The sequence below is a fragment of the Microbacterium sp. ZKA21 genome (genome assembly GCF_050434165.1).
Lineage (GTDB): Bacteria > Actinomycetota > Actinomycetes > Actinomycetales > Microbacteriaceae > Microbacterium.
In genome coordinates this window covers 156522-170983 of record NZ_JBNPVV010000001.1, presented here as the reverse complement: position 1 = coordinate 170983, position 14462 = coordinate 156522, and the positions used below count along the sequence as shown (strand labels likewise).

At 68.2% G+C, this 14462-nt stretch carries 14 protein-coding genes; 9 read left to right on the top strand and 5 right to left on the bottom strand.

What is annotated here, in order from left to right; genetic code table 11:
* Nucleotides 1-25: 25 nt before the first annotated feature.
* The 3 genes from M2317_RS00925 to M2317_RS00915 all read right to left on the bottom strand — a co-directional run bounded on the left by M2317_RS00925 (nt 26) and on the right by M2317_RS00915 (nt 2402).
* Nucleotides 26-1135 carry a DUF4349 domain-containing protein gene (locus M2317_RS00925; protein ID WP_429456446.1) on the bottom strand — a complete coding sequence of 370 codons (1110 nt, stop codon included), beginning with the start codon at nt 1133-1135 and terminating at the stop codon, nt 26-28.
* Nucleotides 1132-1689: an RNA polymerase sigma factor gene (locus M2317_RS00920; RefSeq protein WP_429456444.1), complete on the bottom strand. Its 558-nt coding sequence runs from the start codon at nt 1687-1689 to the stop codon at nt 1132-1134. Before M2317_RS00920 ends, M2317_RS00925 begins: the two co-directional genes overlap by 4 nt.
* Nucleotides 1690-1760: 71 nt before the next feature.
* Complete coding sequence (locus M2317_RS00915; protein ID WP_429456442.1) at nt 1761-2402, bottom strand: TIGR00645 family protein; 642 nt, start codon at nt 2400-2402, stop codon at nt 1761-1763.
* Nucleotides 2403-2595: 193 nt separating this feature from the next.
* On the opposite strand from M2317_RS00915, the gene M2317_RS00910 reads away from it, so the two are divergent.
* From M2317_RS00910 to M2317_RS00880, 7 genes are all read left to right on the top strand, one after another.
* On the top strand, nt 2596-3612 hold the full coding sequence (locus M2317_RS00910) for a TerC family protein (protein WP_429456440.1): 1017 nt from the start codon (nt 2596-2598) through the stop codon (nt 3610-3612).
* 161 nt (nt 3613-3773) lie between these two features.
* A complete protein-coding gene (gene leuC / locus M2317_RS00905; protein ID WP_429456438.1) occupies nt 3774-5231 on the top strand; it encodes a 3-isopropylmalate dehydratase large subunit in 1458 nt (485 codons plus the stop codon).
* Between the two features lie 3 nt (nt 5232-5234).
* Complete coding sequence (leuD, locus tag M2317_RS00900) at nt 5235-5831, top strand: 3-isopropylmalate dehydratase small subunit (RefSeq protein WP_429456437.1); 597 nt, start codon at nt 5235-5237, stop codon at nt 5829-5831.
* 74 nt (nt 5832-5905) lie between these two features.
* Nucleotides 5906-7270, top strand: a complete 1365-nt coding sequence (gene murA / locus M2317_RS00895) for a UDP-N-acetylglucosamine 1-carboxyvinyltransferase (protein WP_429456435.1) — start codon at nt 5906-5908, stop codon at nt 7268-7270.
* Between the two features lie 5 nt (nt 7271-7275).
* Nucleotides 7276-8031, top strand: coding sequence for a lysophospholipid acyltransferase family protein (locus M2317_RS00890; protein WP_429456433.1), 756 nt, complete (start codon nt 7276-7278; stop codon nt 8029-8031).
* Nucleotides 8021-9163: an NAD(P)H-dependent glycerol-3-phosphate dehydrogenase gene (locus M2317_RS00885; RefSeq protein ID WP_429456432.1), complete on the top strand. Its 1143-nt coding sequence runs from the start codon at nt 8021-8023 to the stop codon at nt 9161-9163. The genes M2317_RS00890 and M2317_RS00885 overlap by 11 nt, the downstream gene beginning before the upstream one ends.
* Nucleotides 9063-10151: a D-alanine--D-alanine ligase family protein gene (locus M2317_RS00880; RefSeq protein WP_429456430.1), complete on the top strand. Its 1089-nt coding sequence runs from the start codon at nt 9063-9065 to the stop codon at nt 10149-10151. The genes M2317_RS00885 and M2317_RS00880 overlap by 101 nt, the downstream gene beginning before the upstream one ends.
* Before the next feature lie 6 nt (nt 10152-10157).
* On the opposite strand, the gene M2317_RS00875 is transcribed toward M2317_RS00880, so the two are convergent.
* A complete protein-coding gene (locus M2317_RS00875) occupies nt 10158-10667 on the bottom strand; it encodes a DUF3515 family protein (RefSeq protein ID WP_429456429.1) in 510 nt (169 codons plus the stop codon).
* Between the two features lie 23 nt (nt 10668-10690).
* Here M2317_RS00875 and thiL point away from each other — a divergent pair, with 23 nt between their 5' ends.
* Complete coding sequence (gene thiL / locus M2317_RS00870) at nt 10691-11686, top strand: thiamine-phosphate kinase (RefSeq protein WP_429456427.1); 996 nt, start codon at nt 10691-10693, stop codon at nt 11684-11686.
* Here the strand turns inward: thiL and rsmD are convergent.
* Nucleotides 11656-12231 carry a 16S rRNA (guanine(966)-N(2))-methyltransferase RsmD gene (gene rsmD / locus M2317_RS00865; RefSeq protein WP_429456425.1) on the bottom strand — a complete coding sequence of 192 codons (576 nt, stop codon included), beginning with the start codon at nt 12229-12231 and terminating at the stop codon, nt 11656-11658. The genes thiL and rsmD overlap by 31 nt on opposite strands.
* Before the next feature lie 51 nt (nt 12232-12282).
* On the opposite strand from rsmD, the gene M2317_RS00860 reads away from it, so the two are divergent.
* The gene (locus M2317_RS00860; RefSeq protein WP_429456424.1) at nt 12283-14454 is read left to right on the top strand and encodes an ATP-dependent DNA helicase RecG; all 2172 of its coding nucleotides are present in this window, start codon (nt 12283-12285) and stop codon (nt 14452-14454) included.
* Nucleotides 14455-14462: the final 8 nt, after the last annotated feature.

Genomic DNA, 14462 nt, shown 5'->3' with positions numbered 1-14462 from the left:
AAGACTTCTTGTATACCGCGGAAAATCAGTGTTCTTGGGCTGCTCGCCCCCGCCGACGTGCCCGGCGGATCAACCAGATGATCACCAGCACGACCGCGGCCAGGGCGATCCAGGGGAGCAGGAATCCGAGCGAGACGACGAGTGCGTTGATCGACACGATCAGGCCGTTCCAGCCGGCCAGCAGGCCGTCCGAGAAGCCGGCGGGATCGGCTTTCGTCGTCGTCGCCTCGGGAACGAGCTCCACCTGCAGGGAGGACATCGCGACCTGATCCTCGAGGGCTGCGAGCTGCTGCTGGTACGACTCCAGTTCGGCCTGCCTGTTCGTCAGGGCGACCTCCGCCTCGATCAGTTCGGTCACGGATGCCGACTGTGCCATCAGGTCGGTCAGGCGCGTCACCGAGGCTTCCAGGGTCTCGACGCGGGCTCGCAGATCGATCGCGGTCGAGGTCACATCCTGCTTCGTCAGGGAGGAGGACTGCACCGCGCCGACGTCGCCGAGCTGAGCGATCACGGCGGTGAGATCGGCAGACGGCACCCGGATGCCGACCCACCCGTACCCGTCGCCGGGGGGCATCGGCAGGGAGACATCGGTCCCCGCTGTCTCGTCGGTGCTGCCGGATGCGGATGCCTTCGAGACGCTCGTGCTCTCGACATATCCGCCGTGCTCCTCGGCGATGTCGCCGATCGCGCTGACGGATGCCGGAACGTCGGCGACCTCGACCGTCGCGGATGCCGAGGCGATGATCTCGCGGTCCACGGCCGCGTCCGCGCTCGTCTGGAGCTCCGTGTCGACGGTCCCGACGTCGGACTGCGTGGCGCTCTGCTGTTCCATCGGCGCAGACTCCGGCGCCACCTCGGCAGCGGAACCCCCGGACGTGCTCATTTCCGATCCCCTGTCGGCGGTCGAAGTCACAGGCGTCACCGCGTTCATGATCGGGGGAGTGATCAGGATGCCGAGCGCGAAGGCTGCGGCGATCCCCGCGCCGGTCAGCCAGCGACGACGCCGCTGCCGCGACCGTGCGGATGCCGGGGCGACCCTCACAGGTTCGTCCGCGATCCGGTCGAACACAGCATCCTCGATGCGGGCCACGGCCTCGTCGGACAGCTCGGGAAGAGCGGTGCTCTGCTGGTTCATGCGTCTCTCACTTCCTGGACGGCGCCACGCAGCTGCGTGCGCACTCGGGAGAGACGATTGCGGACGACCGCGTGGCTGACGCCGAGCTCGTCGGCGGCCGCCTGATACGCGTACCCCTCGGTCGCGCACAGCCGGAAGATCTCGCGGTCGAGGTCGCTCATCGTGCCGATCTCGGCGGCGATGCGCTCGGCGAGCTCCGCCGAGATGACCTGATCCTCCACATTCACGGTGTCGACGATCGATTCGTCCGGGGCCTCGGTGGTGTGCTCGCGATCTCGGATCCGGCGGCGCAGGCGGTTGGCCGCCTGGAACCGGCAGATCGTCGCCAGCCAGGGCAGGATCGAATCTCCCACGAGCTCGAGCTTCGGCAGTTTCCGCCAGGCGACGACGAACGTCTCCTGCGTCACGTCCTCGGCATCCACGACCGATCCGAGGATTCCGTGGGCGATCCAGTAGACCGGGCGGACGTGCGCGCGATAGATCGCGCGGAAGGCGCTCTCGTCACCCGCCGCGGCCTTGGCCGCCCATTCCTGGTCTTCCGATCGCTCAGGCATCCTGCTCCGTTCGGTGTCTCTCACCTCGGAAGTGTCGGAGGATGCCTCATCGTCTCAGAATCGGCGCGAGGTCAGTGAGTGGCCTCGTGATGCGCCGCGATCGCGGTCTGCTGGGACATCCGGTCGATCCACGCGAGGGCGAGCGCCGAGACGATGAACACGCAGTGGATGACGACCTGCCAGAGCACCCCGGTCGGGGTGTAATTGCCGAGCCCGTCCACCTCGCTCTCCTTCACGCCGTCCGCGTCCATGTTCCCCACGGCGATGAAGGTCTTGAGCAGATGGATCGAGGAGATGCCGATGATCGCCATCGCGAGCTTGACCTTGAGGACGTTCGCGTTGACGTGCGACAGCCATTCGGGCTGGTCGGGGTGCCCGTCGGTGTTGATCCGGGACACGAAGGTCTCATAGCCGCCGATGATCACCATGATGAGCAGATTCGCGATCATCACGACGTCGATCAGACCGAGAACACTCAGCATGATCGTCGCCTCGTTGATGTGCGTGATGTTCCCGAACACATCCTCGGCGATCAAGTGCCACAGCTCGACCATGAAGACCACGACGTACACCACCTGGGCGACGATCAGACCCAGGTACAGCGGAGCCTGCAGCCAGCGGCTCACGAAGATGAGCGACGCGATGGCCCTGGCCCAGCCGTTGCGCGGGGTCGTCTCGAGCGGGTCGGCGGAGGTGTCGATCTGAGAGGTCACGGCGACTATTCCATCATGTCCGGCTGACGAGCCGAACCTCCGCTAGCATGGATACCTGCGAGAGGGAGTATCCCGTCTTCGCGCCTTCGTCATCACGAGCACCGACAGCGTTGCTCCGGGGGTGCGGCGCACACTGTGCGAGGGAGAGACTTTCGGTCCGTTTCCCTACCCTCTCGAAAGGTGCTGTGCGCCCTTGAACATCCCCGTCTGGTTCGAGGTCACCTCCCTGGTGGTCCTGACTCTCATCCTCATCGGAGACCTTCTGCTCGTGCGGCTGCGACCGCACATCCCGTCGACGAAGGAGTCGTCCCTGTGGGTGGCCTTCTACGTCGGTCTGGCGCTCATCTTCGCCGTCCTGCTCTACTTCATCGCCGGCGGTCAGTTCGCGGGTGAGTTCCTCACCGGATGGGCCCTGGAATACAGCCTCTCCATCGACAACCTCTTCGTGTTCGTGCTGATCATGGCGCAGTTCTCGGTGCCGCGCCGCCTGCAGCAGCAGGTGCTGATGGTGGGCATCATCATCGCGCTCGTGCTCCGGGGCATCTTCATCCTCCTCGGCGTCGCGATCATCGAGAACTTCTCGCCGATCTTCTACATCTTCGGGGCGTTCCTCATCTGGACGGCGATCCGCCAGGCGATGCCGGAGGGTGACCACGAGGGTGAGGCCAAGCGCGAGAACTTCATCGTGCGACTGCTGCGTCGGCGCATCGACATCAGCGACGAGTACGACCAGGGCAAGCTCCGCACGGTCGTCGACGGCAAGCGGATGTGGACGCCGATGATCATCGTCTTCGTCGCGATCGGCGTCACCGACCTGATGTTCGCGATCGACTCGATCCCCGCGATCTTCAGCATCACGCACAACAGCTTCCTGGTGTTCACCGCCAACATCTTCGCGCTGATGGGACTGCGCCAGCTGTACTTCCTGCTCGGCGACCTGCTGGACCGGCTGCGCTACCTGCACTACGGCATCGCCGTCATCCTCGGCTTCATCGGCATCAAGCTCATCCTGCACGCCATGCACGTCAACGAGCTGCCGTTCATCAACGGCGGCGAGCACATCGAATGGGCACCGGACATCCCGATCTGGCTGTCCCTCACCGTCATCCTCGTCTCGATGGGTGCGGCCACGATCGCGAGCCTCATCGCCTCCGCGAATGAGAAGCGCCGCGCCCCGGAGGAACTGCACCCCGAGCCTCCGACGCACTGACCGGGCGTCACAGGGCCGTGCCACCTGTCGCAGCGGTGTAAACTGACCGCATGCGGCAGGTGGTGCTCCTTCTTAGCAGCCGCGACGAGACCTCGATCTAGGCCTTTCTCGTCGCGGAGTCCAGCGTGGGCCGCCCTGCGAATCCCGGAGACGAAAGACGCATGACCATCGACGCTTCAGACATTCCCGCCCGCCCGCGCACGCTCGCCGAGAAGGTCTGGGATGACCACCTCGTCGTCAAGGGCGAGAACGGCGAACCGGACCTCATCTACATCGACCTGCACCTGGTCCACGAGGTCACGAGCCCCCAGGCCTTCGACGGACTGCGGGCCGAGGGGCGACCGCTTCGACGGCTCGACCTGACGATCGCGACCGAGGACCACAACACCCCGACGCTCGAGATCGACAAGCCGATCGCCGACCTCACCAGCCGCACTCAGATCGAGACGCTGCGCCGCAATGCCGAGGAGTTCGGCGTGCGCCTGCACTCGCTCGGCGACGCCGAGCAGGGCATCGTGCACGTCGTCGGACCGCAGCTGGGCCTCACGATGCCGGGCATCACCGTCGTGTGCGGCGATTCGCACACCTCGACGCACGGCGCGTTCGGCGCGATGGCCTTCGGCATCGGCACCAGCGAGGTAGAGCACGTCATGGCGACGCAGACCCTGCCGCTCAAGCCGTTCAAGACCATGGCCATCACGGTCGAAGGAGAGCTGAAACCGGGCGTGAGCGCCAAGGACATCATCCTCGCGGTGATCGCGAAGATCGGCACCGGCGGCGGTCAGGGCTACGTCCTGGAGTTCCGCGGCAGCGCGATCCGCGCCCTCTCCATGGAGGGGCGCATGACGATCTGCAACATGTCGATCGAGGCGGGAGCGCGCGCCGGCATGGTTGCGCCGGATGACACCACCTTCGCCTACGTCAAGGACAAGCCGCACGCCCCGCAGGGCCAGGACTGGGAGGATGCCGTCTCCTATTGGCGGACCCTGCCCACCGATGAGGGCGCCGTCTACGACGCCGAGGTGTTCGTCGACGCGAACGAGCTCGAGCCGTTCGTCACCTGGGGCACGAATCCCGGCCAGGGCAGTTCGCTCTCGGCATCCGTTCCGGACCCGACCGACATCGCCGACCCGAACGAGCGCGCCGCGGCCGAGCGGGCGCTGGAGTACATGGCGCTCACCCCAGGTACGCCTCTCAAGGACGTGCCGGTGGATGCCGTCTTCATGGGGTCCTGCACCAACAGCCGCATCGAGGACCTGCGCGCCTTCGCTTCGATCGTGAAGGGGCGCACGAAGGCCGACGGCGTGCGCGTCATGGTCGTCCCCGGTTCCGCGCGCGTGCGGCTCGAGGCCGAGGCCGAGGGCCTGGACAAGGTCTTCATCGACTTCGGTGCCGAGTGGCGCTTCGCCGGCTGCTCGATGTGCCTGGGCATGAACCCCGACCAGCTGGCACCGGGGGAGCGCTGCGCCTCGACATCGAACCGCAATTTCGAAGGGCGGCAGGGAAAGGGCGGACGGACCCATCTCGTGTCCCCGCTCGTCGCGGCGGCCACGGCTGTCCGCGGCACGCTGTCCAGCCCGAGCGATCTGGCGCCGATCGAAGAGATGGCAGGAGTCTGAGCCATGGAGAAGTTCACCACCCACACCGGCATCGCCGCTCCTCTGAAGCGCTCGAACGTCGACACGGACCAGATCATCCCTGCGGTGTTCCTGAAGCGTGTCACGAAAACAGGTTTCGATGACGCGCTGTTCCACGCCTGGCGCCAGGACCCGGCGTTCGTGCTCAACCAGGAGGCGTTCCAGGGGGCATCCGTGCTGGTCGCCGGGTCTGATTTCGGTACCGGATCCAGTCGTGAACACGCCGTCTGGGCGCTGCGGGACTTCGGCTTCAGCGTCGTGCTGAGCCCGCGTTTCGCGGACATCTTCCGCGGCAATTCGGGCAAGCAGGGCCTGCTCGCCGCCACCATCTCGGAGGAGGACCTCGAGAGGATCTGGGCGCTGATCGAAGAGGAGCCCGGACGCGCCATCACGGTCGACCTCGAGGCGCGCACCGCCACGATCGGTGACTTCCAGGCCAGCATCGGTGTGGACGATTACACTAGATGGCGGCTCCTCGAAGGGCTCGATGACATCGGGCTCACGCTGCGCAACGAAGACAAGATCGCGCAGTTCGAGGCCCGTCGCGAATCGTGGCGGCCACGGACCATCCCCGCTCTCTGAACGGGGACCGTGAGCTCGGGGCGTCCGCCCCAGCGGCGCGTGCCGTGATCCGTGGAAATGAAGTGAGGCCCCGAATGACGACACCCCTGCGCGACGTACTCCAGGACGGCCTTCCCGCGCTGAGCGGAGATGTCATCGCCATCCGCGGAGGACAACCGCTCCGGGGACGCGTCGATGTGAAGGGCGCGAAGAACCTCGCCACGAAGGCGATGGTCGCCACGTTGCTCGGCGAGACGGCCAGCACGCTGCGCGACGTCCCCGACCTCAGCGACGTCGCCGTGGTGCGTTCGCTGCTTGAGGTCCACGGCGTCCGTGTCGAGGAGGGCGACGAGCCCGGCTCGCTCATCTTCGACCCCAGCGGTGTCGAATCCGCCCACATGGAGGAGATCGACGCGCACGCCGGCGCGTCGCGGATCCCGATCCTGTTCTGCGGGCCACTGCTGCACCGGCTCGGTCAGGCGTTCATCCCCGACCTCGGCGGATGCCGCATCGGCGACCGTCCGATCGACTTCCACCTCGACGCACTGCGCAAGTTCGGCGCCGTGGTCGAGAAGCTTCCCAGCGGCATCCGCCTGTCGGCACCGCAGCGCCTGCACGGGGCGAGCATCCACCTGCCGTACCCGAGCGTCGGCGCGACCGAGCAGGTGCTGCTCACCGCGGTGCGCGCCGAGGGAACGACCGAGCTGCGCAACGCGGCCATCGAGCCGGAGATCATGGATCTGATCGCCGTGCTGCAGAAGATGGGCGCGATCATCTCCTATGAGCCGAACCGCGTCATCCTCATCGAGGGCGTCGAGACGCTGCGCGGCTACGACCACCGCTCGATCTTCGACCGCAATGAGGCAGCCTCCTGGGCATCCGCAGCCCTCGCGACCGACGGCGAGATCTTCGTCGGCGGCGCGAAGCAGCAGGAGATGCTGACTTTCCTCAACGTCTTCCGCAAGGCAGGCGGATGGTTCGACATCCAGGAGGACGGCATCCTGTTCCGTCGTGGCGGAGACCTTCAGCCGGTCATCGTCGAGACCGACGTGCATCCCGGCTTCATGACCGACTGGCAGCAGCCCCTCATCGTGGCGCTGACGCAGGCCGAGGGCCGCTCGATCGTGCACGAGACCGTCTACGAGAACCGGTTCGGCTTCACCCAGGCCCTCGTGAAGATGGGCGCCGACATCGTCGTGCACCCGCACGGCCTGCAGAACGGGCCGCGTCGCGTCCCCCGTCGCGAGCTCGAGCAGGCCGCCGTCATCACGGGGCCCACGCCGTTGCACGGCGCGGACATCGTCGTACCGGACCTCCGCGGCGGCTACAGCCACGTGATCGCCGCGCTCACCGCCCAGGGGCAGTCGCAGGTGTCGGGTGTCGACATCCTCAGCCGCGGCTACGAGAAGTTCCTGGACAAGCTCGACGCCCTCGGCGCCGACTTCGACGTCGTCCGGTGAGCGACATGGGCTCCCGGTCACCCGAGAAGTCCCGCCCGAGCCTGTGGTGGCTGCTCGCGGCCATCGTCCTCCCGTTCGTCTCCTACCTGTCGAAGATGACGTTCATCGGCAAGGAGAAGCTGCCGCGGGATGGGGCCTTCGTGCTCGCACCGAATCACTATTCGGAGTTCGATCCGCTGATCGTGGCCGTGGCCGTGTGGCGAATCGGTCGAGCGCCGCGCTTCATGGCGAAGGAGAGCCTGTTCCGCATACCCGTGGTGGGCGCTGCGCTGCGAGCGACCGGCATGATCCCGGTGGCTCGCACCGCGTCCGGCGCCGCCGCGAAGCAGACCATGGCTCAGGCGAAGGATCTCGTCGAGCACGGGCGGGGCGTCATCGTCTACCCGGAAGGCACTCTGACGCGCGACCCGGATCTGTGGCCGATGCGTGGCAAATCCGGGGCCGTGCGCCTGGCGCTGGCCGGCGACATCCCGCTGATCCCGATGGCGCAGTGGGGCACCCAGGAGATCATGGGCCGCTACCAGAAGGGCTTGAAGCTGTGGCCGCCGCGCAAGCCGGTGCAGCTGATCATCGGCGACCCGATCGATCTGTCGGATCTGACGGGGCGGGCCGGTGATCAGGCCGCGCTGAACGAGGCGACCGGCCGGCTCATGGACGCGATCACTGCGCTGCTCGAGCAGGTCAGGCATGAGAAGGCTCCGGCGCAGCGCTGGAATCCGACCGACCACGGCCAGAAGGAGACCGGTCGCCTTGACTCCTAGACGCACACCGGCAGCCGCCGGACCCCGGGTCGTCGTCGTCGGCGCCGGAAGCTGGGGCACGACGTTCGGGAAGATCCTCGCCGACGGCGGTGCCTCGGTCACCATGTGGGCTCGCCGGCCCGAACTCGCGCTCGAGATCGCCGAGGCCAAGCGCAACTCGCGCTACCTCCCCGGCATCAACCTGCCGAGGACGATCAACGCCACGCACGACTTGGCGAAGGCGCTCGACGGAGCGGATCAGATCTATCTCTCGGTGCCCAGCCAGACGCTGCGCGAAAACCTGAAGACGCTGCGGCCGCTCATCGAGGGCAGTTCGGCGCCGATCGTCAGCCTGATGAAGGGGGTCGAGCGCGGCACGGGCCAGCGGATGAGCCAGGTCATCGAGCACGAGCTGGAATGCGACACCGCGCGCATCGCCGTGGCATCCGGACCGAACCTCGCGCTCGAGATCGCCCGTGAGCAGCCCACCGCAGCGGTGATCTCGTCGAACAGCCAGGAGACCGCCGAGATCGTCGCGCGTGCGGCGCGCAACGCGTATTTCCGCACGTTCGTCAACACGGACGTCATCGGCACCGAGTTCGGCGGGGTGCTGAAGAACCTCATCGCGGTGGCGATCGGCATCGTCGACGGCGTGGGGTACGGGGAGAACACCAAAGCATCGATCATCACCCGCGGCCTCGTCGAGATGACGGACTTCGCGGTGGCCTACGGTGCACAGCCCGAGACGCTGCAGGGGCTCGCCGGTCTCGGCGACCTGATCGCCACCTGCCAGTCGCCGCTGAGCCGCAACAACACCGCCGGCCGCCTGCTCGGGCAGGGCTATGGCTTCCAGGACGTGGTCGCGCAGATGCAGCAGACCGCCGAGGGGCTCGCGTCCGTGGCGCCCATCCTGCAGCTCGCGCACGAGGCGGACGTGGACATGCCCATCGTTCAGCAGGTGAAGATGGTGCTCGACGGCACCATGAATCCGCGCGACATCGCGCCGCACCTGACGACCGACGACGACACCCCCCAGGGGGAGAGGACCAATCATGGCAAAGCAGACGGTGGCGGTGCTCTTCGGCGGGCGTTCCAGCGAGCACTCGATCAGCTCCGCGACGGCGGGCGGAGTGCTGACCGCGATCGACCGTGACCGCTTCGACGTGATCCCGGTCGGGATCACGCGCGAGGGCGCATTCGTGCTCGAGGAGGACGACCCGGCCAAGTTCGCTCTGGATGCCGAGAAGCTGCCGGAGGTCGTCGACAACGGCACCCGCGTGCGCTGGCCGGAGCCGAACGGCGACCGCACGTTGCGGGTCGTGCACGCGGACGGCGAGGTCGCCGCGCTCGGTGAGATCGACGTCGTGCTGCCGCTGCTGCACGGTCTGCACGGTGAGGACGGCGCGATCCAGGGCTTCTTCGACGTCCTGGACGTGCCGTACGCCGGGTGCGGCATCCTGGACTCCGCGGTGTGCCTGGACAAGCACTTCACCAAGCTCGCCCTCACGGCCGCCGGAATCGCGGTGTCGCCGGGGATCACGGTCCGCAGCGCCCAGTGGGCGGCGGACCCCGGGGCGGTCCGCGCGCAGATCGGTGCGCTGGGCCCTGTGGTGTTCGTGAAGCCCGCCAGTGCTGGGTCGAGCGTCGGCGTGTCGCGCGTCGACGACGGCGAAGGGCTGGACGCCGCCCTGGAGCTCGCCTTCGTCGAGGACGACAAGGTCTTGGTGGAGTCGAGGGTCGAAGGCCGTGAGATCGAGGTGGGCGTTCTCGCGGGGCGCGACGGCGCTCGTGCACGGGCATCGCTCCCCGGCGAGGTCGTGCTCACCTCGCGCAGCTTCTACGACTTCGAGGGGAAGTACCTCGGCGGCGATGGCGTCGAGATCGTCTGTCCGGCGCACGTCGACGATGCGGTGATGGCACAGCTGCAGGACACCGCGATCCGGGCCTTCGAAGCCGTCGACGGAAAGGGCCTGGCGCGTGTGGACTTCTTCCTCACGCCGGAGGGCGACCTCGTCGTGAACGAGCTGAACACCATGCCGGGCTTCACGCCGATCTCGATGTTCCCCAAGTGCTGGATCGCGTCGGGACTGAGCTACGGCGACCTGATCACGGAACTGGTCGAAGCGGGCCTGCGCGGCTGAGGAGCGTCAGCTCCCGGCATCCGCTTCGTAGTCATCCGGGAGCTGGTCAGGGGAAGTGCATTGGCCGTCCGCCGGGATCGAGGTGATCGCACCCACGATCCCGCGGTTGCTGATCACGTCGTTCGAACTCACGGCGGTGGTGTCGATGTACATCTGCACGGCCGGCTCGCGGCCATAGGTCGTCAGCCGCACGTACGGCGTCTCCGACGCGTCGACGAGCCAGTCGACGCCCTCCAGCGTCACGCACTGCAGTTCGGCGGTCGGTGCGGGCTTGTCGAGGCCGCAGGTCAGCAGGATCGCCGAGCTCTCCTCGCCCCATGCGGCAGTAGCCTGCGCATCCGTCCAGCGCCGGTCCTGCCCGGCGAGGTTCTGAGTGTTCTGCAGACTGACGATGACATCGGCGCACAGCGGGTTGTTCGCGTCCGCCGCGGGTTCCAGATGGACCGTCGGCGCGCACCCGCCGAGGAGTGCGGTTCCGAGGAGCAGAACAGCGGCGACGGCGAGACGGGAACGCATGCTTCCAGGCTACCTTTGTCAGCATGCCCTCCCGATCAGCCGACGATGACCCGCGCCTGTCCGAGCTGTCCGAAGGACAGATTCTGCGGGCGATCCTGACGCGGACACCCCCGGCCGGCCACACGCTGCTCGGCCCGGGCGATGACGCGGCCGTGATCGCGGCGCCGAGCGGATCCGTCGTCGCCACGACCGACACGCTCGTGCACGGACCCGACTTCCGGCTCGCGTGGTCGAGCGGCTACGACCTGGGCTGGAAGGCCGCGGCCGTGAACCTCGCGGATGTCGCGGCGATGGGGGCTCGTCCGACCGCGCTGCTGGTCGCGCTGGCCGTGCCGCGCGACCTGCGCCTGTCGTTCGTCGAACGCCTCGCCGATGGCCTCCGCGAGGCCTGCGAGGCGCTCGCACCGGGCTGCGCCGTCGTCGGGGGAGACCTCACCACCTCGGATGTGCTCACGATCGCCGTGACGGCGCTCGGCGACCTGGAAGGGCGGGCAGCAGTGACGCGGGCGGGCGCTCGGCCGGGCGACGTGGTCGCCGTGGCCGGTGAGCTCGGGCACGCGGCGCACGGCCTGGCCGTGCTGTTCGGGCGCTTCCGGGACGGCGGCATCCCGATTCCCGCCGACCGGGCACTGCTCGCCGAAGGCGAGTCGGATGCCGTCGTCGCACAGCTGCGCCCCCGACCGCCGATCGGGCTGGGGCCGGTGGCCGCGGTCGCGGGCGCGACCGCGATGATGGACATCTCGGACGGGCTCGCTCTGGATGCCGGGCGCCTGGCGGATGCGTCGACGGTCACGCTCGATCTTCGGCGCGAGACGCTCGGCGCAGACCCGATGCGCGCACTCGCCGGTGGCGAGGATCACGCTCTGCTGGCGACGTTCCCTGCGGATCGGCTCGCCCCTGGATTCCGGGTGATCGGTACCGTCCGCGAGCGCGGCGACCGAGGTCTGCTGTGCGATGGCGCACCGGTCGATGCGGCCGGCTGGGACCCCTACCGGGACTGGGATTCCGCGGCCGGCTGAGCCCACCACAGGGCGGTGTCGCCGTAAACCTTGGTGCGCACTTCTTCGAGGCCTGCGGCGTGGAGCGCGGGCGGCGTGGAGCGTTTGGCGCGTTCGATGACGACGAGCGCGTCGTCGGAGAGCAGCGGGGCGAGCGCAACGAGATCCGCGGTCATGGCCGTGTCATCGAGGTCGTAGGGCGGGTCGGAGAACACGAGGTCGAACGGACCTGCCGATCGCAGCAGATACGCGTGGACCCCGAGATGGTGCACCCGCGCTGCGCGACCGGTCGCGCGCGACACCGCCAGGGCGTTGCGCCGCACGACGCCGGCTGCCGCCTTGGAGAGCTCGACGAGGTCGGCGGATGCGGCGCCGCGACTGAGCGCTTCGAGACCGAGGGCGCCGGATCCGGCATACAGATCGAGCACACGGGCGCCGTCGATCGCATCGGCGGCCTCCAGTGCGCCGAACAGTGATTCGCGCACGCGATCGCTCGTGGGCCTGGTCCCCGCGGCGGGGACTGCGAGGCGCATTCCGCCTGCGTCTCCCGCGATGATCCTCGTCACTCGTTCACCCTATGACACGCGGCGTCCGCGGCCCCTTCTAGACTCGTTGCCATGTCCTTGAGTCTCGATGCGCCCCTGACGCTCGCGCTCGGCGACAAGGCGGCGAAGCCCCTGGAGCGCGCGTTCGGCATGGTGACGGTAGGCGATCTCGTCTCGCACTACCCGCGCCGGTACGCCGACCCGGGAGAGCTCACCCCGATTCTCGAGCTCCCGCCCGGCGAGATGGTGACGATCGTGGCGCAGATCGTCTCGTCCAGCGTCCGCGTCATGCGCAACCGCTCCGGTGCGATGGTCGAGGTGACCATCAGCGACGGTGTCGGTCAGGTGAATCTGACGTTCTTCGCGAAGAACAAGCAGCAGGCGGACTGGCGCAAGGGGCAGCTCGAGCCGGGGCGTCGTGGCATCTTCTCCGGCAAGGTCGGCCTCTACCGCGAAACCATGCAGCTCGCGCATCCCGACTACGAGCTGTTCGACGACGAGCTAGAGGCGCGCAAGCGCGCCGACATCCGTTCGACCCGGCCGATCCCCATCTACCCGGCGACGGCGACCGTCGCGAGTATGACTCTGCAGAAGCACATGGAGCGCGTGCTCCCCGAGCTCACCGACATCCCCGATCCGGTGCCCGCCGACGTCCGTGCGGCGGAGGGACTGCTCGACGCGCGGACCGCGCTGCTGCACATCCATCGTCCCGAGACGAAGAACGACATCGACCCGGCCGTGCGCACGTTGCGGATGCACGAGGCGATCGTTCTGCAGACGGCGCTGCTGCAGCAGCGCGCCTTCGTGCGGATGCTGAGCGCGACTCGTCGACCGGCCGCGTCCGGGGGGCTTCTGGAGCGTTTCGACTCGGCGCTGCCGTACGCGTTGACGGCGGATCAGCAGACGGTCGGTGCGCAGGTGGCGACCGATCTCGTGGGCGATTGGCCGATGAACCGGCTCGTGCAGGGCGAGGTCGGATCCGGCAAGACGCTCGTGGCGCTGCGGGCCATGCTGCAGGTCGCCGAATCCGGCGGCCAATCGGCCCTGATCGCGCCGACCGAGGTGCTGGCGGGCCAGCATCTGCGGTCGATCACCAAGATGCTGGGTCCTGAGCTCGCCCCGCTCGTCATGCCGACGCTGCTGACCGGCCAGATGTCCGCGCCGGACCGACGCAGGGCCGCACTGCGTGTCGCGAGCGGCCAGGCGCTGATCGTCGTCGGCACGCACGCACTGCTGGGGGAGAAGACGACGTTCGCCGACCTGGGCCTCGTCGTGGTCGACGAGCAGCACCGTTTCGGCGTCGAGCAGCGCGAGGCGCTGCGCGCCAAGGGGTCGAGCCCGCACGCGCTCGTGCTGACAGCGACTCCGATTCCGCGCACGGTCGCGATGACCGTCTTCGGCGATCTCGACACCTCGATCATCCGGACGATGCCGGCGGGACGAGCGGGTATCGAGACCTTCGTGGCACCGCTCGCGGAGCACCCGGGCTGGTTCGCCCGGGTCTTCGAACGCGCAGCGGAAGAGGTTGCGCAGGGGCGTCAGGTCTTCGTGGTCTGCGCGGCGATCGACACCGCAGCGAAGACGGCCGAGGTCGGCGACCAGCCGCCGTCGCCGGAGGGGTCGTCGGGTCCCCGCTGGGGTGTCGTGCAGCTCGATGAGGCGCTCGCGACGCATCCGCGGATCGCCGGGCTCCGTCGCGCCGTCCTGCACGGGCGGATGCCGGCGGACGAGAAGGATGCCGTGATGCAGGCGTTCGCTCGCGGTGAGATCGACGTGCTCGTCGCGACGACGGTGATCGAGGTCGGCGTCGATGTGCCGAACGCGTCGACCATGATCATCCTCGACGCCGATCGGTTCGGAGTCTCCCAGTTGCATCAGCTGCGCGGGCGCGTCGGCCGCGGCGGCGTGCCAGGGCTCTGCCTGCTCGTGACCGAGGCAGAGGAGGGCACGCTCGCGCGCGACAGGGTCGAGGCGGTCGCCGCGACGCTGGACGGCTTCGCCCTTGCCGAGGTCGATCTCGAGCTGCGCGGCGAGGGCGACGTGCTGGGATCGACGCAGTCCGGCATCCGATCCTCGCTCAAGCTGCTGCGCGTGGTGAAGGACACTGCGCTGATCGCGAGAGCGCGCAGCCTGGCCGAGGACATTCTGGACGCGGATCCGCTGCTGGACGGGCATCCCGGGCTGCAGGCGGCGATCGCACGTCGGGTCAGCGCAGAGGATCGCGCGGCGCTCGCGAAGAACTGACCCCTCGA

Excerpts from the sequence above, each read along its gene's own strand:
- thiL (WP_429456427.1), top strand. The coding sequence starts at position 10,691 with ATGCCCTCCCGATCAGCCGACGATGACCCGCGCCTGTCCGAGCTGTCC.
- murA (WP_429456435.1), top strand. The coding sequence starts at position 5,906 with ATGACGACACCCCTGCGCGACGTACTCCAGGACGGCCTTCCCGCGCTG.
- M2317_RS00920 (WP_429456444.1), bottom strand. The coding sequence starts at position 1,689 with ATGCCTGAGCGATCGGAAGACCAGGAATGGGCGGCCAAGGCCGCGGCG.
- M2317_RS00880 (WP_429456430.1), top strand. The coding sequence starts at position 9,063 with ATGGCAAAGCAGACGGTGGCGGTGCTCTTCGGCGGGCGTTCCAGCGAG.
- M2317_RS00875 (WP_429456429.1), bottom strand. The coding sequence starts at position 10,667 with ATGCGTTCCCGTCTCGCCGTCGCCGCTGTTCTGCTCCTCGGAACCGCA.
- M2317_RS00890 (WP_429456433.1), top strand. The coding sequence starts at position 7,276 with ATGGGCTCCCGGTCACCCGAGAAGTCCCGCCCGAGCCTGTGGTGGCTG.
- leuC (WP_429456438.1), top strand. The coding sequence starts at position 3,774 with ATGACCATCGACGCTTCAGACATTCCCGCCCGCCCGCGCACGCTCGCC.
- M2317_RS00860 (WP_429456424.1), top strand. The coding sequence starts at position 12,283 with ATGTCCTTGAGTCTCGATGCGCCCCTGACGCTCGCGCTCGGCGACAAG.
- M2317_RS00925 (WP_429456446.1), bottom strand. The coding sequence starts at position 1,135 with ATGAACCAGCAGAGCACCGCTCTTCCCGAGCTGTCCGACGAGGCCGTG.
- leuD (WP_429456437.1), top strand. The coding sequence starts at position 5,235 with ATGGAGAAGTTCACCACCCACACCGGCATCGCCGCTCCTCTGAAGCGC.